Origin of the sequence: Acinetobacter tandoii (assembly GCF_008867985.1) — a bacterium.
GTDB classification, from domain to species: Bacteria; Pseudomonadota; Gammaproteobacteria; order Pseudomonadales; family Moraxellaceae; genus Acinetobacter; species Acinetobacter tandoii.
In genome coordinates this window covers 194849-215713 of record NZ_VXLD01000006.1, presented here as the reverse complement: position 1 = coordinate 215713, position 20865 = coordinate 194849, and the positions used below count along the sequence as shown (strand labels likewise).

Genomic DNA, 20865 nt, shown 5'->3' with positions numbered 1-20865 from the left:
GAAAAAGAGGCTTTTGAGTGTACTCTAAGCTTATGACAGCGTGAAGTCTGTTTTTGACTGAACTGACTAGAGGATTTTTTTATTTTGGCATCATCCGATTTCGAGCATCATCAAGCTGAACACCCCTCACTCAAATGGTGGGGCGAACAAAAATTCGAATTAAATCAAGCTAAAACATGGCAGTTTGGCTCTTTATTATTTCGTCTGGCGCGGAGCATCAATGAATGGCGCCTAGAATATCATCGCCCACAATATCAAAAAGATTCTGAGCGTGAATGGAATATTATTAGAGATCCTGAATTTGCCTTTCCACATCCCATCAAAATTGAGCGTTATATGTTTCGTCAAACGCATGAAACATTTCATTTGATGCCACGTTTGGCAGATCGATCTGTCGTAATTAAACCTGTCGACCCCATTTATATTCCTGCGGGGCAACGCGGAACCCTCTACATTAGTACGCCACTCTGGATTGCAGGTTTTGTTGAAAGTCAACGCGAACCATTATTTGACCTTCCAATGATGCAACCGAAGGATACATGGTTTGGTCCCGACCGCCGCACAGGTGAAGTCTGCTATGCTACTTCAGTAGATGGACGTACGGAGTTAAATTTACTTAAACCAAGTCCATTTCGGGCAGTTACACCAATTGAGTTCCACAATACCAGTGGTCAGCAACTCCGTTTTGATCGAATGAATATTCCTGTTTCAGCACTACCGCTTTTTTATAGTGAAAGTACCAATCGTTTATGGACTTCACAAATTAAAGTCATCCATGAAGATTTGACTCGTCCACCACGAATTAAAATTGAAAACCGCACCCCACCGTTGGCGGGTGAAGTCACTTATGTACACGCACCTCGCTCACCAGGTGGTGCATTATTTAATATGTTTGACTCATTTTTTTAGGATACTGATATGCCAGAGACCAATATTCCTAAAGATGTTGCAGTCAGTTTGAAGGAAATATTTACCAATATTAATTTAGAACGAATCAGTGAGATTTTAGTTGCACTGGTACTGTGTCTGATTGGTTTTATCTTTGCACGTCTGATCTCGAATACCTTTATACGAACGATTGGGCAAAACTTTAATGCCCACCAAAGTATGGTTTGGCGTCGCGGAATTTTTTACTTTATTTTCGTGCTGTTTATAATGGCAAGCCTGAAAGAAGCTGGTTTTAAACTCAGTGTCTTTATTGGTGCTGCGGGTATTTTTACCGTCGCGCTTGGTTTCGCCTCACAAACTTCTGCCAGTAACTTAATTAGTGGTCTATTCCTCATTGGTGAAGGTTCCTTTGAAGTGGGAGACACCATTCAAATTACCTTGATTCGTGGACATACCATCGAAGGAGAAGTTATTTCGATTGACTTACTCTCAGTAAAGTTACTGACTTTAGACAATATTTATGTCCGTCTACCCAATGAACAACTGATTCGCGCACCAGTACTGAACTTATCCAAATTCCCCATTCGGCGAATTCCAATTACCTTAGCAATTAACTTTCAGGAAGACATCATTAAAGTTCGTGAAGTGCTGCTCGATGTTGCAGCTCGCTATCCCCTAGCTTTAGATGATCCAAAACCTGAGGTTACAGTAACTGCTTTTCGTGAATCAACTATCGAAATTCTGTTTGCAGTTTGGTGTCGACAAGAACTTTTCTTAAAAGCACGAGATGAACTGCAAGAACGTGTGCGTAATGATTTCTTAAAAAATCAAATTGAGATTCCAGTACCTAAAATGGGGATTATTGACCGCCCTCATCCCAAAGCTCATGATGAGATTGATCAATATGCCCATGAGAAAGAACTCAAAAAAGGACCCAAAGAGCGATAAAATTATCGCTCTTTTTTTTGTTCATTCAGGCTCGGAGGTAATGGAGCAATATAGGCAATCACCAACATCACCACACCTGAGCCAATAAAGGAAATCACTCGTGTTAAGGTGCCACTTTGAGAGAGATCCAATAATAATAACTTCGCAACGACAATTCCCAATAAAGCAGTACCTACAAACCAGATTTGACGAATATGACGTTGGCTCGAAAAAGTCATTAATACAAAAGCCAGTACTACCCATAACAAGGTCAAACTGAGTTGTACTGAACCATCATGCCAAATTGCACTCCCCCATAACGGCGTTGCCAGATAATGATGCATGGCTCGAACCACAACACTACTGAACACCAACAGCCCAATCAGAATAGTACTAATTTTAATGCCCCATTCTAGCGTAGACTGCGTCTCAAAATTATGTCGATAGATGATCCTTAACAAGCCTGTAAACATGAGTAAAGATAGTAAATCGGTGAAGTTCAATAACGGAGCTAGATAGTAATGTACGGCAGAATACGAGTCTAAATTTAAGACCAGCAACCACAATAGTCCCAGTCCCCATACAGATATTTGATCAATAAAGTCACGCTTCGCTGTGAAATATCCATAGAACGCGTATAAAACTGGCACAATACCTAAAGCTACAATTGGCATTTGTGGGAAAATGGCAAGCCCGATACTGGCAAGTGCAAGACACAACATTGCAGCCCACCACTGATTCGCAACACGTACTGATGAACGCTGCATGAATATCAAGATCAAACTTAACACTACCGCGCTGATGGCAAAACTGAACTGCGTAGTTTGACTGGTCCATCGTTGCGTTATAAACACCTCTTCAAATACAGTCAGACCATACAGCAACAGCAATAAACTCCCCAGCAAAGTGAGCTGCAAACTTTGCCACTCCAATTTGGTTTTCAACTGTACGACTACGCTAAAAGTGGCCAGCAAAACCGTAGCAATCGCTATTGAGCAAGCAAATGCCCACGACTGCCAGTGCATCAGTTCTACACCAGCGATAGCGCCTGCATACATGCCTGAAACAAGGAAAACCCCACTCAAAATACGAGCGCTGAAATATTTTTCCACTTCTGGATAATGCAATAAATAAAATGCCGAAATAAACTGCGCAATAGCATAAATGACCGTGGTTAAAATAGGAAAATCATCATTCGACCAAATCTGGTACATCAATGCAATGGTACTGAGTAGTACCAATGCCACCCCCACATAACGACTGAGACGATAGCGCTCGGTAATGCCCCAAACAATTAAAGCAGTACCTTGAATCACCCAACCTGTAGAGGTCCAATGTGCCCCTTTTGCCAACGGAAAGATCAACGCGGTAAATACGACGGCGAGAATAAAGAAACTTTTGGCCAGAATAGATAATTGCGGATGCTGACGCTTAATCCAAAAATTCAATAGCCCATACGTTACTGCCAAAGCAGCAGCTCCCGATGTGAGAGCAACGGTTGAGTCATGCATTAAAAAAGCATGTAGGGAAAACCCTAGTACAGGAACACTAAAAATAAGTCCCACATCTAAAATCGGTTGAAGCTTTTTATTATTTGAGCCGGTTTCAAATTCTCGTTGTTGCTGTTGCTCTGCCACCATCAACTGGCTATAACGAATACTGAGCCAAATAAATAATGCAATATGCAACCATAAAATGATATCAAGGGTATTCAGTTGCGAATTTTCCGCGTAAATCCCAATCACTGATCCACCAATAAACATCGTCGCAAAAAAAGCGATCTGATGCAGTATTTTCCATGGCTGCAAATAATTGACCACGACCACAGCCAAATTAATCACAAAATAATACCCAAATAAGAACACCACATCAGGATGAGTGTGTGGAATAAGCAGAGGTGCTAGATAGGCCATACTCAAAGCAAGAATAGCCAAATACAGTGCTTGCTGCTTCAGACTCAGCACCACGGTAATACCCAACAACATCACAAATAAAATGCTGGCAGTCATTAAGCTTTGCAGCACTTCAAAATGATGGGCAAAAATCAGCGTAAGGAAGACGACCGCCAAGCCTAAGCCCTGAAGTGCTATGGCAAACAAAGTATTTTTACGTTGTAGCAGATAACCCGCAAATGTAGTCACTCCACCCGCAACTGCAATAAAGCCCAGTTTCACCCCTAAACTTAATTGCCAATGTTCACTGGCAAAACGCAACAACAATACAACCCCCACCATGAGGACAGCCACGGCCACTCTTAAAATTGGATTGCCATGCTGCATCCAATCCACAGCAGGTTGCCACCATGTGCGAGTCGATTCTGATGACGCTGTATTTGAGTCAACTGAGGTTTGTTTCGGCTGTTGGACCGTAACATCCTGTTGTTGCGTCAGGGTCAACTGTCCCGATGTTGGCATTGCAGGAGGAAGCGGTTGCTCTGACATCACGAATGTGGAGGTTCTAGACATAACCGAAGGTTGTTGCTGTGGTTGCTCTAGCAAAGCCAATCGCCGCTGAAATGAACTGATCAATTGAATCAAACATAGCAATAAAACCAACAATGCCCCACCAACCACCAGCATCCACGTATTGGCATAGGCCCACAACGCTACCAAGGCAGCCCCATAAATCACAATCTTTTGTGTCCCGATTCCTGCAGATTGAATCAAGGGTTGTGATGATACGTGTTCTAATTGCACTAAACGCTGATGGATATTCGAGATTGACTGCACAATCACAACAGTTAAACCAAGGGCAGCAGCAACTAATGTCGATTGCCATTGCATGACGATTGCAACAGCCAACAATACGGTTAATGCGATTAAGAGCAGGACCATTCCCTGTTTGTCGTTTTTATACATGGGTTTATGCTTATGCAGCTTGAATAGGTTTATCTTACTTGATCACCCTTCATACAAGCAGTTTCACATACAAAATACTGCAAATTTATATACTTGAAGCTGAGGACTAGAATGTTACTTAGCGCATACTGACATTACAAATAAGACAGCTTTACCTTTTTCACGTAATATAAGCCCTAGTTCATAATCAGGATTTGCAGCATGCCACCATTTGTATTGGTCGATGGGTCATATTTTTTATTTCGCGCCTTCCATGCGGTCCCACCTCTAACAACTTCTACGGGGTTGCATACCAATGCTGTACGTGGCGCAATTTCTGCGATTCAGAAACTGATGCGTCGCACTCAACCAACACATATGGCCGTCATTTTCGATACACCAGAACCGACTTTCCGTCATGAGCTGTCACCGATTTATAAAGGTGATCGTCCAAGCATGCCCGATGAGTTAGGACAACAAATTCCTTACTTACACGCACTCATTCGTGCCCTAGGTATTCCAGTACATATGCTGCCAGGTGCAGAGGCTGATGACATTATCGGGACATTGGCAAAACGCGCTGAAGCCAAAGGACAACAAGTCCTCATTTCGACTGGCGATAAAGACATGGCGCAACTCGTCACTGAAAAAGTCACACTCGAAGACAGCTTTAAAGAAAAGCCGATGGACGTGAATGGCGTCTTTGAAAAGTTTGGCGTTTGGCCAAATCAAATTATTGATTATCTGACCTTAATGGGCGATGCCTCTGACGGCATTATGGGCGTACCAGGCGTAGGTGCGAAAACAGCCGCTAAACTACTCACTGAATACGGCTCAATTGGCGGTATTTTAGAAAATGTCGACCAGATTAAGGGTAAAGTCGGTCAAAACATCAAAGACAATGTCGAAGGGATTGCAATTGACCATCAGCTTGCCAGTATTGTCTGTGATTTGGACATTGGCATTTGCTACGAAGATCTTGCTATCCAAGACCCAAATGTGAATGAATTACGTCGTCTCTACACTGAGCTAGAGTTCCGTAATCAATTACAATCCTTAGATCATCCCAACAACCCAAACAATACCAATAACAAGCAAAGTAATGCCAGCCTTCAGCAGGCGCCTGCACCAACACCAATTGAAACTGAAGATCAAGCCACTTTAACCAGTGTTGATGATCAACTCGGACAAGCCAACTACCATACCGTATTATCTGCTGAGGCTTGGGAAAACTTATTACAACGTATGCAGAATGCGAGTAAGTTCGCAATTGATACTGAAACCACCAGCTTAGATTATCGAATTGCGGAAATGGTCGGCTTTTCAATTGCCTTTGATGCACAAGATGCCTACTACATCCCTCTCGCGCATGATTATGAGGGTGCACCAGAACAATTAGACCGTGAAAGCGTGCTTGCACAAATCAAACCAATTCTAGAAAATCCCGCGATTAAAAAAATTGGGCATCACCTAAAATATGATGCGCATATTTTTGCCAATCATGGAATTGAGCTACAAGGTTGGTATTTTGACACCATGCTGGCATCGTATGTGCTGAATTCTGTCGCTACTCGTCATGGAATGGATGATGTTGCACGTTTATATTTAAGCCACCTTACCACGACCTATGAAGAAGTGGCGGGTAAAGGCGCGAAACAAAAGACCTTCAATCAAATTGAGATTGAGACTGCCGCACACTATGCAGCCGAAGATGCCCATGTCACCTTCCGTTTGTATGAAGTGCTAGATAAAAAACTCAAAGTACATCCAGAACTGATCAATATTTTGCATAATATTGAAGTACCTGTAGCACGTGTATTAACGTCAATGGAAGAAAATGGCATCCAACTCGATCTTCAGTTCTTGGATCAATTGGGTGAAGATTTTTCCAAAACCATGCAAGATTTAGAAAATCAGATCATCGAATTGGCAGGTCAGCCATTTAATGTCAGTTCACCAAAGCAAGTTGGTGAAATCTTGTTTGAAAAACTGGGCTTAAAAGGTGGCAAAAAAACTTCAACAGGACAATACAGCACCAGCGAAAGTATTTTAGAAAAATTGGATCATCCAATTAGCGCGCTGATTCTGGATTATCGCGGTTTATCCAAACTGAAAAGCACCTATACCGATGGATTATTAAAACAAGCCAACAATGATAGCCATCGTGTCCATACCAGTTATCACCAAGCTTTGACTGCAACTGGTCGTCTATCTTCGACCGATCCAAACTTACAAAATATTCCTGTTCGTGAAGAAATTGGACGTCAAATTCGTAAAGCATTTATTGCTCCGGAAGGACGAGTCTTGTTGGCAGCCGACTATTCACAAATTGAATTGCGGTTAATGGCACATTTCTCTCAAGATGATGCCTTGTTGGATGCCTTCCGCCATGGTCAAGACGTTCACCGACGTACTGCTTCAGAAGTCCTGAATATTCCACTGGATCAGGTGACTAACGATCAGCGTCGCCAAGCTAAAGCGGTCAACTTTGGTCTGTTATACGGCATGTCGGAATTTGGTTTGATTCGTCAACTGGGCTTTACCCGTGAAGAATCACAAAACTATATCAAACAATATTTCCATCGCTACCCTGGTATTTATGAGTATATGCAACGCACTCGCCAAGTTGCTTTGGAACAAGGTTTTGTAGAAACTATTTTAGGCCGACGTTTATATACACCTGAAATTGATGCACGTAACATGATGATCCGTAAAGCGGCTGAACGTGCTGCGATTAATGCACCACTGCAAGGTAGTGCAGCGGACATTATTAAAATGGCGATGATTGAAGTGGATAAAATGCTACCGAAAGATCAAGCCAAAATGCTTTTACAAGTCCACGATGAATTGGTGTTTGAAGTCGATGCCGACATTGCGGATGAATTGGCACCAAAACTGGCTGAAGTGATGCAATCTGTACTGGAAATTTCAGTTCCGTTACTGGTTGAAGTCGGTAAAGGCAACAACTGGGATGAAGCCCACTAAGGGACATTTCTCAACACAATAAAAAAGGACTCTATATAAGAGTCCTTTTTTATGATGAATTAAAAAATCTTATAACCCTGTCAACATCACAATTGCGACTTCATTCATAATCCTTTCAGCAATTAAAAATGCAAAGAATGCAGCAATCGGAGATAAATCAATCATCCCCATATTCGGTAACAAACGACGAAATGGTGCAAACAAAGGTTCTGCCAATTCCTGAATCACTTCAATATAAGGTGAGCGTGACTGGGTAAACATTACCACCCAACTTAAAAGAATAGCTGCAAAAATCAAATAACGACAGAAGCGAATCAAGTCCTGAACCATGGTGACAAAAGTCAAAATAACCAAATGAATTGGACTATTCGGCATGGCCCCCGATAAGTACATGATGCCAAATATTTTAATCAGGTAAAGCACCACAACCAAAGCTAAAGCCGCAGTATTTATTCGATTTTTACCCAATGTCGGGAAAATACGACTAAAAATATCCACAATCTTGGTGGCTTTAACTGTAGACATCACCACAGGGTTGTAAGGATTAACCGCTGCCAATTGCATTAAAAAGCGGGAGAATACGAGCAAAATCGCTACGTTAATAATAAGGCCGAAAATTAGCGCAGAGTTTGCACCCATATTAAAATTTTCCTAATTAAAACTAATTATTTGCTGCTTTCACTTAATTCTTGCGCCAACTCTTGACTACGTTTTTTCGCAGCAGCCAACGCAGACTGAATATTTTGTGAAATTTGTGCACGGTCAAACACTTCTAAAGCAGCTTGAGTCGTACCATTTGGAGAGGTGACATTCTTACGTAATTCTGCTGGTGAGTTTGCACTGGTAATGGCCATTTGTGCAGCACCTAAAGCAGTTTGCAAAGTTAAAGCCGTTGCAACCTTTTCATCTAGGCCTAAGTTTTTACCTGCACGAATCATGCTTTCCATCATATAGAAAAAGTATGCAGGGCCTGAACCTGAAACAGCAGTTACAGCATCAATTTGTGCTTCAGAATTTACCCAAATGGTTAAACCTGTTGCAGCAAGCACTTGGCTAGCTAACTCGCGGTCTTTCGCATCGACAACATCTGTCGCATATAAACCATGCGCACCTGTCTGGACCAATGCTGGCGTGTTAGGCATGACACGGACAATACGATCTGTACCCGATAAGGTTGCCATGGTTGCAATTTCCGCACCCGCAACAATTGAAATCACCAGTTTACCATCCAGTAAACCATGCAATTGCTTCAATACATTGGCAAGTACCTGAGGTTTAACAGCCAAAACAACAATATCTGCTTTCTCAATCGCCGCGATATTATCATCCGTCACATGCACATCTTTTTCTTGTAAAAGTTGACGTACATTTTCAAAGGGATCAGCAACTGTAATACGAGTTGTCGGCATGCCTCGCGCAATTAATCCACCAATTAAGGCCTGCGCCATATTGCCGCCACCAATAAAAGTAATATTACAATTTAAAACTGCACTCATGATTTACGCTCGTTATTGAGTATTCTATTGCCCTGAAACTAATTTCGGCTGCCATCCATCCACTACAAGATATTCAGACTGTGCTAACCAAAAACCTTTGGGTGTAAAAACCCCTAGCATAACATTATCTATGCTTAATATTTGAATTGTATGACGCAACCAAGGAAAAATTTGTGCTTGTTGTAGCGCTTTTTTCAAAGGCCAACTCCCCACCCGCCCATGCAGATGAATTTTTTCACCACCGACTCGTGGAGAGAAAATCAGTTGTTTACCTAACAGTTCTTTTGATAATCCAAGGGCTTGCTCTTGAATCAAATACTGTCCTGAGAATAAAGATACGGTCTGATTAAGTTCGAAAATTTGCATTTGTGTGGCCAAAACAGAAGAACGCTGCTCAGCCAAATATGTATCTTCAGTCAAACGAAAGATTTGTTGTTGATAGCGAACATAGTAATAGCCCAGCCAATGTAATGCCGCCTGAGCATCCTGTTTTGCCTCAATCACTTCTGCTTGCAGACGTTGCACCATGGCAAAATTTGGGCGATAAGTCGCTTCACCTTGCATCCAATGCGAAAGGAGTTGGCGTTGTCTAGCCACCGACAACATCTTTAACGGTTCAATATTCAGCAAAGATGGATTGCCACATTTTTCCAAATCAAAGGCTAATACCTCAGCCAATATTTCATCTGCATCTTGCATTAAAATACTGGTACGACTCAGCGCTTGCTGCATTTTGGGGAAGCGTTGTTGTAAAACAGGCCATAAAATTTCACGACACCAAGCGCGATCATAATCTGGATTGGCATTGGTTGGATCTTCAATATTTTGCACATCCAACTGAACCGCCCATTGGCAAATCTGCTCACGTGACAGTTCTAGCATGGGTCGCCAAAGTGTCATTTGTGGACGTACATCGACCACAGACATCGCCGATAAGCCTTGTACTCCAGCGCCAGAAAGCAGTCGCAACATCAAAGTTTCAGCTTGATCTTGCTGATGATGGGCTAAAACCAGAACCTCATTATTTTTTAAATGTTCTGCAAAGGCTTGATATCGAGCATTACGTGCTTGGTTTTCTAAATTACCTTCAGCCACATGAACAGGAACAATACTGCATGGAACCTGCAATTGCTGACAGGCATTCAGGACAAACTCCCCCCAAGCTGAACTCATACTTTGCAGTTGATGATCAACATAAATGGCTCTGGTTTTTTGTGGGAATAAAAACGACATAAGATGCAGTAGCAGCATGGAATCCACACCACCACTACATCCTATGAGATAAGAACTTTGTTCTGTAAAGGTCTGCGCCTGTATTAAGACGTTAGACCTAAATTGTCGCTGCCAAACTTCATTAAACGTTGGTAACGTGCTTCGCATCGTTCTTGGGCATCCATTGGCTGTAACTCATCCAATGCTTGTTTGAGTACGAGCTTTAAATTTTCCATGACTTGTTCAGGGTTTAAATGCGCACCTTGGCCTTCATCAACCACGTATTCAACGATACCTAGTTGTTGTAAACGATCAGCAGTTAAAGCCAATGCTTCACTGGCCTGCTCTGCTTTTTCAGCAGTTTTCCACAAAATCGATGCACAGCCTTCAGGTGAAATTACTGAATAAATACTGTGTGACAGCATAACCACACGGTCAGCAACACCAATACCTAAAGCACCGCCTGAACCCCCTTCACCCAAAACAGTTGCAATAACTGGGACTTTCAAATTTGAAAGTTGTGCGAGGCTAGTCGCAATCGCTTCTGCTTGACCACGTTCTTCAGCACCAACACCTGGGTAAGCGCCCATAGTATCAATAAAAGTGAATACAGGTAAATTAAAACGCTCTGCCATATCGAGCAAACGTTGTGCTTTACGATAACCTTCAGGATTACTCATCCCAAAGTTATGTTTTAATTTTTCGCGAGTGCTACGACCACGGTGTTGACCGACTACCATAACTGGTTTGCCGTCAAAACGCGCTAAGCCACCGACCATCGCACCATCATCACCAAACAAACGATCTCCATGTAAAGCATCGAATTCAGTGAAGATTTCACCAACATAGTCCAAAAATTGCGGACGGTCTGGATGACGCGCAATTTGGACTGTTGTCCATGCTTTAGATTGAGCAGCTTTATTTTTCATAGGTCGACCATTATCCCTAAATTAACCAAACAGTGTTAATCGATAAATTGTTCCGACTGAATATTCAATTCAATATCCCAATGCTTGAATTGCATTTGTTCATCATGCAAATCTGCAACAAGCAAAGGCCATTGTTTGGCATCACCAGAAACGCAGAGTTGCCATTGTTGCGCATTGCCGATACTTAATTCAATGGCAGGAAGCATCGCATCGCTACGACTATGATTTAGTAAAACTGCTAATCGAAGCAATAGACATAGATGCACAAGTTTGCTACCACCGACCTTCATAACATCAATTTTTCCATCACTACGCAACTTGCGACGGTGATTTGCAACCAAATGTGAGATCTGATTTTGGTCAATCTGTGAAAAGCCTGCAATGTCCGAATGTTGTAATAAATAGGCCCCATGACGATGATAACCACCGTGACTAATCGCCAATCCAATCTCATGCAAATATGCCGCACGACGCAGTAAGTCACTGTCATCGCTGGTTAAATTCAATGGTTTTGCTACACCATCAAATAAATGCTGTACAGTTTTAACAACTCGCTCAGCTTGTTTCGGATCTGCACCATAGCGTCCCATTAGGGCTTGCACACTACGGTCACGAATATCTTCATGTTGGAAACGACCCAATAAGTCGTACATGACGCCTTCTCTTAATGCGCCATCCGAATAAACCAAAACTTCAATTTCTAACAACTCGAATACTGCACACAAAATTGCAATTCCAGCTGGCAAAACTGCTCGACGGTCTTCCTTAAGACCATCAAACTCCATTTCTGAAATATGTTTGTATTTAAGTAATTTTTCTTTAAGTTTTTCTAGCCCTTCACGCGTCAGATTTTCTTGCTCATTACTCCAACCCATATTAACCGCAATTTGGCGACACGCCTTAATGGTACCACTCGATCCAACAACAGTATCCCAACCTGCTTCTTTATAAGTATTGGCAATTGCAGATAACTCTTTACGTGCTGCAACCACAGCTTTGTCAAAGCTTTTTTGATTAATTTCACCATCGGGAAAATATGCTTTAGTGAACGCGACACAGCCCATTTGTAAAGATTCAGTGTGTATCGGTTCAAATTCTTCACCAATGATCAGCTCAGTCGAACCACCACCAATATCAATCACCAAACGACGACCACTGTTTGCCATAGTGTGAGAAACACCCAAATAAATCAGACGCGCCTCTTCACGACCTGCAATAATTTCAATCGGTTTAGGTAAGATTTCTGCGGCTTTTTGAATAAATTCATGACCATTTTTGGCTTGACGTAATGCATTGGTTGCCACAATTCTCAAACGATTGGGCTGAACTGAACTTAAGCGCCCCACAAAACGGGCTAAACATGCCAAACCACGTTGTTGCGCAGCTTCAGTTAAGTTTTTATTTTCATCAAGTCCAGCTGCTAACTGAACTTTTTCTGACATTGATGCAACTTTTTTGACTTCACCATGGTCTACACGCGCAATCGCAAGGTGAAAGCTGTTCGACCCCATATCGATGGCAGCAAGTAATTCTTCATCAATTAAAAAATCAGACATTCTTCAAATAAACCTGTACAGAATTGAGCCTAGAGTAATGCACATACATGCAATTTAAAAGCCATTTATCTCTTTTAAATATTGAGCTTTTTATTTTTGAGCATATATGACAATTGTGTTACACGATCAGCATCATCGTGAGCACCAATTAGACAAATTTGATCGAAAGGCTGAAAATTTGCATCTAACACTACATTGTTAAAGATGGCTATGTAATACTTAGAGCCATTAGCTATCTTTTAATAAAATTTTTGGAGCATATTCCATGTCAGGCAATATCATCAACACTACAGATGCAAACTTTGAAGCAGATGTTTTAAATTCAGATACTCCCGTTCTTGTTGATTTCTGGGCAGGCTGGTGTGCACCATGTAAAGCGATTGCCCCTGTATTAGAAGTTCTTGCTAACGAATACGAAGGAAAAGTGAAAATTGTAAAAGTTGATGTGACTTCTTGTGAAGCAACAGCCGTGAATTACAACATTCGCAACATTCCGGCATTATTAATGTTTAAAAATGGTGAAGTTGTTGCACAACAAGTTGGCGCAGCACCAAAATCAAAATTAACAGCCTTCATTGAAGACCACATCTAATTCAAACTTTGCAATTAGACCAAATGCGCTATACCCAATAGCGCATTTTTTTCGTCTATAAATTGACAAAGTCAAGAATCTCTCTTATATTTCATGCTCAAGAAAGAAAGGATTTCAAGTCCGTCTTTTTCTTACAAGACACAACACATAAGATCGCCGTTCGGCAACAGAAATTGTTTCACACATTTTCTCTTCGCAACAATTTATCAGACCACCGCGTTGTTATTGTATTAATACAATGCCGTCATTTTATTACTGTATGCGACCGAATGTTGCTCCCTTTCCAACCTGTTTCTAGAATTTTTGATTCTATCTGACCACCTATGAATTTAACCGAACTCAAGAAAAAACCAATTGGCGAACTCATCAAAATTGCAGAGTTTATGGGCCTAGAAGGAATGGCGCGTAACCGTAAGCAAGATATTATCTTTGCCATCTTAAAGCGTCATGCGATGAATGGCGAAGAGATCTTTGGTGATGGCGTTCTCGAAATTCTGTCAGATGGTTTTGGTTTCTTACGCTCTGCCGCAGGTTCTTATCTTGCTGGACCAGATGACATTTATGTGAGCCCTTCGCAAATTCGTCGCTTTAACTTGCGCACGGGCGACACCATTACGGGAACGATTCGCCCACCAAAAGAAGGTGAACGTTATTTTGCCCTGTTAAAAGTGAATCAAATTAACTTCGACACACCAGAAAACTCGCGCAATAAGATTTTATTCGAAAACTTAACACCATTATTTCCAACTGAACAATTGGTGATGGAGTTAGGTAACGGTACCACTGAAGATTTAACTGCCCGTGTTGTAGATTTGGTTGCTCCAATTGGTAAAGGTCAACGTTCAATTATCGTTGCTCCACCTAAAGCGGGTAAAACCATGTTGCTACAAAACATCGCGCAATCGATTGTACGTAACAACCCTGAATGCTTCTTGATCGTTCTTCTCATTGATGAACGTCCTGAGGAAGTGACTGAAATGGAACGCACGGTACGCGGTGAAGTTATTGCTTCTACTTTTGATGAATCTCCAGCGCGCCACGTTCAAGTTGCTGAAATGGTGATTGAAAAAGCAAAACGTTTGGTTGAACACAAAAAAGATGTCGTGATTCTACTTGACTCAATTACCCGTTTGGCTCGTGCTTACAACACTGTGGTACCTTCATCTGGTAAAGTATTAACAGGGGGTGTAGATGCTCATGCGCTTGAACGTCCGAAGCGTTTCTTTGGTGCTGCACGTAATATCGAAGAAGGTGGCTCGCTAACCATTATCTCAACTGCCTTAATTGAAACAGGCAGTAAGATGGATGAAGTCATTTACGAAGAATTCAAAGGTACTGGTAACCAAGAGATCACCCTTGATCGCCGTATTGCTGAAAAGCGTGTATTCCCTGCTATGAACATTAAAAAGTCAGGCACGCGTCGTGAAGAGCGTCTAATGTCTGAAGATAATTTACGTAAGGTATGGATTTTACGTAAGTTACTTCATACCCAAGATGAATTGGCGGCAATGGAATTCTTATTGGATCGTATGAAAGAAACTAAAACCAATGATGATTTCTTTGATCAAATGAAACGTAAAGCAACCAATTAATTTGACACATGAAATAAAAAGGCCACTTTTATAAGTGGCCTTTTTATTTGGTTGACTTTATTAACATAAATACACAATTCACTTTAAGCTATGTAACAACAGTTGCAAATATTTGATTGTTAAATAAATGGCATTAAAAACCTCTTTAATTTTATAAACTTAATAAGTACTTCTCCAATATAAAGCACATGTTTAATTGTTATTTTCTGTTAAAAAACAGCATTTATTTGCTCATTTTTTGGTTTTTTTTCACACAAACTAGTAGTAATTCAAAATAGGCAGTGATAGCATATTCGCAGACCAGTTAAGCTGCTCCTGCATTGTTACTACCTAACAAATTTAGGAATAATAAAAGCACATAACAGCTGACCTTGGTTTTTTTTAATCTCATATTTTTAGAGAGTGATGCCATGTTATTCAAAAAAATCGCTATTGCTGCTGCAGTTGCTACTACTTTAGCTTTCGTTGGCTGTGCTAAAAAAGAAGAAGCTCCTGCTGCTGAAGCTGCTGCTTCTGCTGCGTCTGAAGCTACTGCTGCTGCTTCTGAAGCTTCTGCTGCTGTAGATGCTGCTGCTGTTGAAGCTGCTTCTGCTGCTGAAGTTGCTGCTTCTGCTGCTGAAGTTGCTGCTTCTGCTGCTGACGCTGCTGCTTCTGCTGCTCACTAATCTTTACGATTACGTAGCAAAAAAGAGAGAACTTACGTTCTCTCTTTTTTTTATGTCTGAAATTTACTGCACACGGCAGAATATCAATAATTTCAACAAATCAGATTAATCTCACAATAATAAAAAAAGCAGATCAATCGATCTGCTCTTTCCCAACACGCTGTCTAAACTTCTGACCTGCGCGAAATGTTACAACACGGCGGGCAGAAATCGGAATTTCTTCACCCGTTTTAGGATTTCTACCTGGTCGTTGACGCTTATCACGCAACTCAAAGTTCCCGAAACCCGAAAGTTTAACTTGTTCTCCAGAAATAAGCGCTTGGCTTATTTCATCAAAGAATAATTCGACCATTTGTTTTGCTTCACGACGGTTTAAACTCGTGAGCTCACTTAAATGATCAGCCATTTCTGCTTTAGTTAATGCTGTCATGAAGCCCTCAATGTCGCCTGATAAGTGTTTTGCAACACTTCAATGATTGTATCCATACCCGATTTGATTTCGGCATCTTCTAATGTTCGTGAAGGATGTTGCCATAACAGTGCAAATGCCAATGAGCGTTTACCTGCTTCAACCCCTTGTCCTGTATATACATCGAAGAGCCAATTCGAGTTTAACAGCTCCCCACCAGTTTTAGTGATAAGTTGCTGAATTTCACCAATATTAATCTTATCACTAATTAAAAGCGCAATATCACGTCTAACCGATGGAAAACGTGATAATTCTGTAAAATTAGATACATAAGTTTGCAAAAGGGCCTTTTGATCAAGTTCAGCCACCCAAGTTGTACCCAAATCTAATTCTGCTTCTAGCGTTGGGTGTAAACGACCTAAATAACCAATTGATTGACCATCCACTATAATTTCCGCTGACTGGCCTGGATGTAACCACACTCGCTCAGAACGAGTATATTCTACTTTGATGCGGCCTGCTGCTAATAGTTCTTCCACTTCACCTTTAAAGTCAAAGAAATCCATTGCTTGTGGTTTAGCATGCCAAGATTCTGCTTGCTTCGCACCTACAGCAATCATGGCTAATGTTGGAATCTGTTTTAAATCATGGATGTTACTGGCATCTTGATAGTCAAAACGCAAACCCAACTCAAAGAAACGCACACGACTTTGTTGACGGTTAATATTGTATTGCACACAAGGAATTAAACTTGAAAGCAATGTTGAGCGCATAACAGCCAAATCACTTGAAATTGGGTTTGCCAAGGCCAATGGATTAACCGCTGGATTGAGCTGTTTTTCAAGTTTCAAATCAGCAAAGCTAAAACTAATCGCCTCTTGATAACCCAAAGTCACTAAAGTCTGACGTAATTGTGCGATTTCAAATTGATCTTGATACTTGGCAAGTTGTGCATCAATTACAGGTAAGCTGATTTGAATATTGTCATAACCGTGGATACGAGCAACTTCTTCAATTAAGTCTTGATAAATGGCCATATCATAACGGTGTGATGGCGGAACAACAGACCACTGACCTTCCGCTTTAACCGTCACAATACAACCTAAACGGGTTAATGCATCAGCAATAAATTCACCTTCTACACGATAACCCAACAGTTGATCGACTTGTGCCTGCTTAAGCTCAATCGCTTCACGCTTAGGCAAAACTTCTGCTTGTTCTGCAACAGTAATCGGACCAAATTCACCACCGGCAAGCTCAGCAATCAATTGTGATGCACGATGCATTGCTATCATTGGTAATTCAAAGTCTACGCCACGTTCATAACGCTGCGACGCATCAGTATGCAAACCAAAACTACGCGCACGACCAGCAATATGTAACGGCGCGAAGAATGCAGATTCCAAGAAAATTTCAGTCGTTTCATCGGTTACCGAAGATGATAAACCACCCATGATACCCGCTATTGCCAATGCTTTTTCATCATCAGCAATAATCATTACTTTTTCATTAAGTTCAACTTCTTGTTCATTTAACAGCACCAATTTTTCCGCTGCTGTTGCTTGACGCACGTGAACTGCACCTTGAACTTTTCCGCCATCAAATGCATGTAATGGTTGACCCAACTCCATCAACACATAGTTGGTAATATCAACCAAAATACTGTGCTGACGAATACCCGAACGCGCAAGCGCACGCTCCATCCATTCTGGTGTTGGTGCTTTGGTATTTACGTTTTTGATTACGCGACCTAAATAACGCGGGCAACCTTCAGTAGTGACAACAACTTTTTTCTCATCTGCAATAGTCGCAACTACTTCTTTAATCTCTGGCGCAACCGCAGTCATTTGGTTAATGACTGCAATTTCACGTGCAATACCACGAATACTGAAGCAGTCGCCACGGTTTGGCGTAATGCTGATATCAATCACATGATCATCTAAGTCTAGATATTCGCGGATATTTCCACCAACAGGTGCATCCGCTGGAAGCTCTAAAAGACCATCAATTTTATCTTCTAGATCAATTTCCGAAGCACCACACAACATCCCTTGTGACTCAATACCACGCAATTTGCCTTTTTTAATTTTAAAATCGCCTGGTAGCACTGCACCAATTGTCGCTACAGGAGCTTTCATTCCCACGCGAACATTCGGTGCACCACATACAATTTGCAAAGGCTCACCTGAACCAATATTTACGGTAGTGACACGTAAACGGTCTGCATCAGGATGTTGTTCCACGGTAAGCACTTCACCTACTACAACACCTGTAAATGGTTTTGCTGCAGGAGATAAATCATCAACTTCTAGACCTAGCATGGTCAATTGATCAGATAACGTTTCGCCATCAATAGCTGGGTTGACCCATGTGCGCAACCAATTTTCGCTAATTTTCATAAATTCAATGTCCTTAATCTCCCCTAACCCTCTTTTAAAAGAGGGAAAAACACACTACCGTTTTAGGTAGACTAGTCCCCCTTTATAAAGGGGGATTTAGGGGGGATTTCAATAAATCTCAAATAACTGTTTAAACTATTAAGCAAATTGGCGTAGGAAACGCACATCATTTTGATAGAACATACGCAAGTCGTTGATACCATAACGCAACATAGCAAAACGTTCTACACCCAGACCAAATGCAAAGCCTTTATATTTTTCAGGATCAATACCCGCAGCTTGCAAGACATTTGGGTGCACCATACCGCAACCCAAAACCTCTAACCATTTGCCACGCTCATCCATAATATCCACTTCTGCACTCGGCTCTGTAAATGGGAAGTAAGATGGACGGAAACGAACTTTCAAATCTTTTTCAAAGAATTCGTTCAGCAAATTGACCAATAAACCTTTCAGTTCCGCAAAGCTGGTATTTTCCGCAACGTATAAACCTTCAATTTGATGGAACATTGGCGAATGCGTTTGATCTGAGTCACAGCGATATACACGACCTGGACATACAATACGAATTGGCGGTTGCGTAGTTTCCATGGTACGGATTTGAACGCCTGAAGTATGCGTACGCAACAAATGATTTGCATCAAAATAGAATGTATCGTGCATCGCACGAGCAGGGTGATGCCCCGGAATATTTAATGCTTCAAAGTTATGATAGTCATCTTCAACTTCTGGGCCTGTCGCAACAGTAAATCCTGCTTTCGTAAAGAACTGGCAAATACGTTCCTGAACTTGGGTAACTGGATGAATACTTCCGATGGTTTGACCACGTCCAGGCAAAGTAATATCAATCGTTTCACTTGCAAGCTTTTGTTCTAACGCCGCTTTTTGTAATTGTGTTTGACGTTCAGTCAATGCCGCATTGATCGCTTCACGCACAGCATGAATTGCAGCACCCTGAACTTTACGCTCCTCAGGGTCCATTTTACCCAAGGCTTTCGATTGTTCTGCAAGCTGGCTCTTTTTCCCTGTAAATTGCACACGAACCAAATCGAGGGCGGCAAGGTCTTGAGCTGCTGCAATGGCAGCAAGCGCTTCGGTGGTCAGGGCTTCCAGTGACATAGTAACTCTCAAAGCAACAGTTTAATAATAAGATAAAACCAGATATTCTATCAGTTTTTAACAAGATTGATGCGTTTCCAATTAAGGAAAATTTGATTAACATCCGAAATTAGAAAAAGTATAAGATAAACCCACTTGCAAAGAGATCAATATCTATGGCCCTCGATCAAATTTGGAAACAACAGCTCACCCTCGTTACTTATGGCAATGAATTCCTCAATAAAGAGCTGAGTTTTAATCGTTGGAAACAGCATCCTATTTTTGATCAACACCTCCTCGCCTTTCGAGATCTTATCTCACAGCATTTACTGGCACAGCATTTTCAAATTTGGCTAGAAGGTCTCAAAAAACAGGGCACCAAACACCTAAGCTTACACAGTTCAAGCCTATTAAATGATGAACAAAATCCAAATGCCAATGTTGAGCTACTCCCTTTTGCCCATTTCATTGTCAGCCATGAAGCCAACAAGAAAACAGCTTGGATTTTGGGTAAAGAATTAGCGGAATGGTATAACGCAGACAATGATTTTGAAGCACCAATCGCACAGCAAAATCCTTTACGTCAGGAAACTTTCTGGCGCTTTGAACTGAATTCTAAACTTGCTAAACGTATTGATGCAGATTTGCAACGCCCAAATTGGGATGATATTCAAAGCTATACACAAACTGAATTATTCAATAGTCCTTTAACAGAAGGTTTTATCGAGCCTGCACAATCAAATCTTCCGTATTATGGCTATGTTAGAAAAATAAATACTGAAGCTGAAAGTGCATTTGATTCACAGAAACTCGCTTTAATCCCGACGGATTATCCTGCTGATTTTGCACATAAATCTCTTTACCGACTCGAAGCACTCAATCATTACATCCAAAATAAATTACAACACCCTCAACACGAAGATGGCTCGCTTCTCAGTGCTGATGAGCAACTTAACCTACGCCATTTTTCGCAAAAACTCGAAGATCTTCAAGCCAAATTTATTGTGAAAGTTGCCAACCACTATCAAACAGCGCAACTAACTTCGATTGCGATTAATAATCCCTTAGAAGGTGCCTCTGCTACGACTACAACGTCAACATCATCCACGCCGCATCATCCTCATAAAATTGGTTCTTCTGCCGTATTCAAGCTCATCCTGATTACCGTCATTATTTGTATTGCGGCTTATTATTTTGGTTTATAAAAACATCAAAGGCCACATCATGTGGCCTTTGATTAATTCATAATAAATAATTAAATCACTCAATTGAATCAGAAA

16 protein-coding genes are annotated in these 20865 nt (G+C 41.3%); 7 read left to right on the top strand and 9 right to left on the bottom strand.

Features of this window, described 5'->3' with window-relative positions; genetic code table 11:
- The first annotated feature begins 84 nt into the window (after window positions 1–84).
- On the top strand, window positions 85–909 hold the full coding sequence (locus F4W09_RS11180) for a DUF432 domain-containing protein (RefSeq protein WP_044738942.1): 825 nt from the start codon (window positions 85–87) through the stop codon (window positions 907–909).
- Window positions 910–918: 9 nt separating this feature from the next.
- Complete coding sequence (locus F4W09_RS11175; protein ID WP_044738943.1) at window positions 919–1836, top strand: mechanosensitive ion channel family protein; 918 nt, start codon at window positions 919–921, stop codon at window positions 1834–1836.
- 2 nt (window positions 1837–1838) lie between these two features.
- On the opposite strand, the gene F4W09_RS11170 is transcribed toward F4W09_RS11175, so the two are convergent.
- On the bottom strand, window positions 1839–4673 hold the full coding sequence (locus tag F4W09_RS11170; protein WP_151504846.1) for a DUF2339 domain-containing protein: 2835 nt from the start codon (window positions 4671–4673) through the stop codon (window positions 1839–1841).
- A 201-nt stretch (window positions 4674–4874) separates the two neighbouring features.
- On the opposite strand from F4W09_RS11170, the gene polA reads away from it, so the two are divergent.
- A complete protein-coding gene (gene polA, locus F4W09_RS11165; protein WP_151504845.1) occupies window positions 4875–7637 on the top strand; it encodes a DNA polymerase I in 2763 nt (920 codons plus the stop codon).
- Window positions 7638–7706: 69 nt separating this feature from the next.
- On the opposite strand, the gene F4W09_RS11160 is transcribed toward polA, so the two are convergent.
- Genes F4W09_RS11160 through ppx form a run of 5 tightly spaced genes read right to left on the bottom strand, consistent with a single transcriptional unit; the run spans window position 7707 to window position 12830 of the window.
- A complete protein-coding gene (locus F4W09_RS11160; RefSeq protein WP_044738946.1) occupies window positions 7707–8276 on the bottom strand; it encodes a YggT family protein in 570 nt (189 codons plus the stop codon).
- A gap of 26 nt (window positions 8277–8302) precedes the next feature.
- Complete coding sequence (gene proC, locus F4W09_RS11155) at window positions 8303–9133, bottom strand: pyrroline-5-carboxylate reductase (protein ID WP_151504844.1); 831 nt, start codon at window positions 9131–9133, stop codon at window positions 8303–8305.
- Between the two features lie 24 nt (window positions 9134–9157).
- Window positions 9158–10513, bottom strand: a complete 1356-nt coding sequence (tilS, locus tag F4W09_RS11150) for a tRNA lysidine(34) synthetase TilS (protein ID WP_151504843.1) — start codon at window positions 10511–10513, stop codon at window positions 9158–9160.
- Window positions 10450–11274: an acetyl-CoA carboxylase carboxyltransferase subunit alpha gene (locus F4W09_RS11145; RefSeq protein WP_044738949.1), complete on the bottom strand. Its 825-nt coding sequence runs from the start codon at window positions 11272–11274 to the stop codon at window positions 10450–10452. Before F4W09_RS11145 ends, tilS begins: the two co-directional genes overlap by 64 nt.
- A gap of 35 nt (window positions 11275–11309) precedes the next feature.
- Entirely contained in the window at window positions 11310–12830 is a 1521-nt protein-coding gene (ppx, locus tag F4W09_RS11140) for an exopolyphosphatase (protein ID WP_044738950.1), read from the bottom strand.
- Window positions 12831–13095: 265 nt separating this feature from the next.
- Here ppx and trxA point away from each other — a divergent pair, with 265 nt between their 5' ends.
- The 3 genes from trxA to F4W09_RS11125 all read left to right on the top strand — a co-directional run bounded on the left by trxA (window position 13096) and on the right by F4W09_RS11125 (window position 15679).
- Window positions 13096–13422 carry a thioredoxin gene (gene trxA, locus F4W09_RS11135; protein WP_016166116.1) on the top strand — a complete coding sequence of 109 codons (327 nt, stop codon included), beginning with the start codon at window positions 13096–13098 and terminating at the stop codon, window positions 13420–13422.
- A gap of 323 nt (window positions 13423–13745) precedes the next feature.
- On the top strand, window positions 13746–15014 hold the full coding sequence (rho, locus tag F4W09_RS11130) for a transcription termination factor Rho (RefSeq protein ID WP_016166117.1): 1269 nt from the start codon (window positions 13746–13748) through the stop codon (window positions 15012–15014).
- Between the two features lie 410 nt (window positions 15015–15424).
- Window positions 15425–15679 (top strand): hypothetical protein, encoded by a 255-nt coding sequence (locus F4W09_RS11125; protein ID WP_044738951.1) that lies wholly within the window; start codon window positions 15425–15427, stop codon window positions 15677–15679.
- 133 nt (window positions 15680–15812) lie between these two features.
- Here the strand turns inward: F4W09_RS11125 and F4W09_RS11120 are convergent, their stop codons facing one another.
- From F4W09_RS11120 to pheS, 3 genes are all read right to left on the bottom strand, one after another.
- On the bottom strand, window positions 15813–16109 hold the full coding sequence (locus tag F4W09_RS11120; RefSeq protein WP_016166119.1) for an integration host factor subunit alpha: 297 nt from the start codon (window positions 16107–16109) through the stop codon (window positions 15813–15815).
- Window positions 16106–18487 carry a phenylalanine--tRNA ligase subunit beta gene (pheT, locus tag F4W09_RS11115; protein ID WP_151504842.1) on the bottom strand — a complete coding sequence of 794 codons (2382 nt, stop codon included), beginning with the start codon at window positions 18485–18487 and terminating at the stop codon, window positions 16106–16108. Before pheT ends, F4W09_RS11120 begins: the two co-directional genes overlap by 4 nt.
- A gap of 138 nt (window positions 18488–18625) precedes the next feature.
- Window positions 18626–19606 carry a phenylalanine--tRNA ligase subunit alpha gene (gene pheS / locus F4W09_RS11110; RefSeq protein WP_151504841.1) on the bottom strand — a complete coding sequence of 327 codons (981 nt, stop codon included), beginning with the start codon at window positions 19604–19606 and terminating at the stop codon, window positions 18626–18628.
- Window positions 19607–19761: 155 nt separating this feature from the next.
- Between pheS and F4W09_RS11105 the strand changes: the two genes are divergently transcribed.
- Window positions 19762–20790: a hypothetical protein gene (locus F4W09_RS11105; RefSeq protein ID WP_151504840.1), complete on the top strand. Its 1029-nt coding sequence runs from the start codon at window positions 19762–19764 to the stop codon at window positions 20788–20790.
- The last annotated feature ends 75 nt before the right edge of the window (window positions 20791–20865 follow it).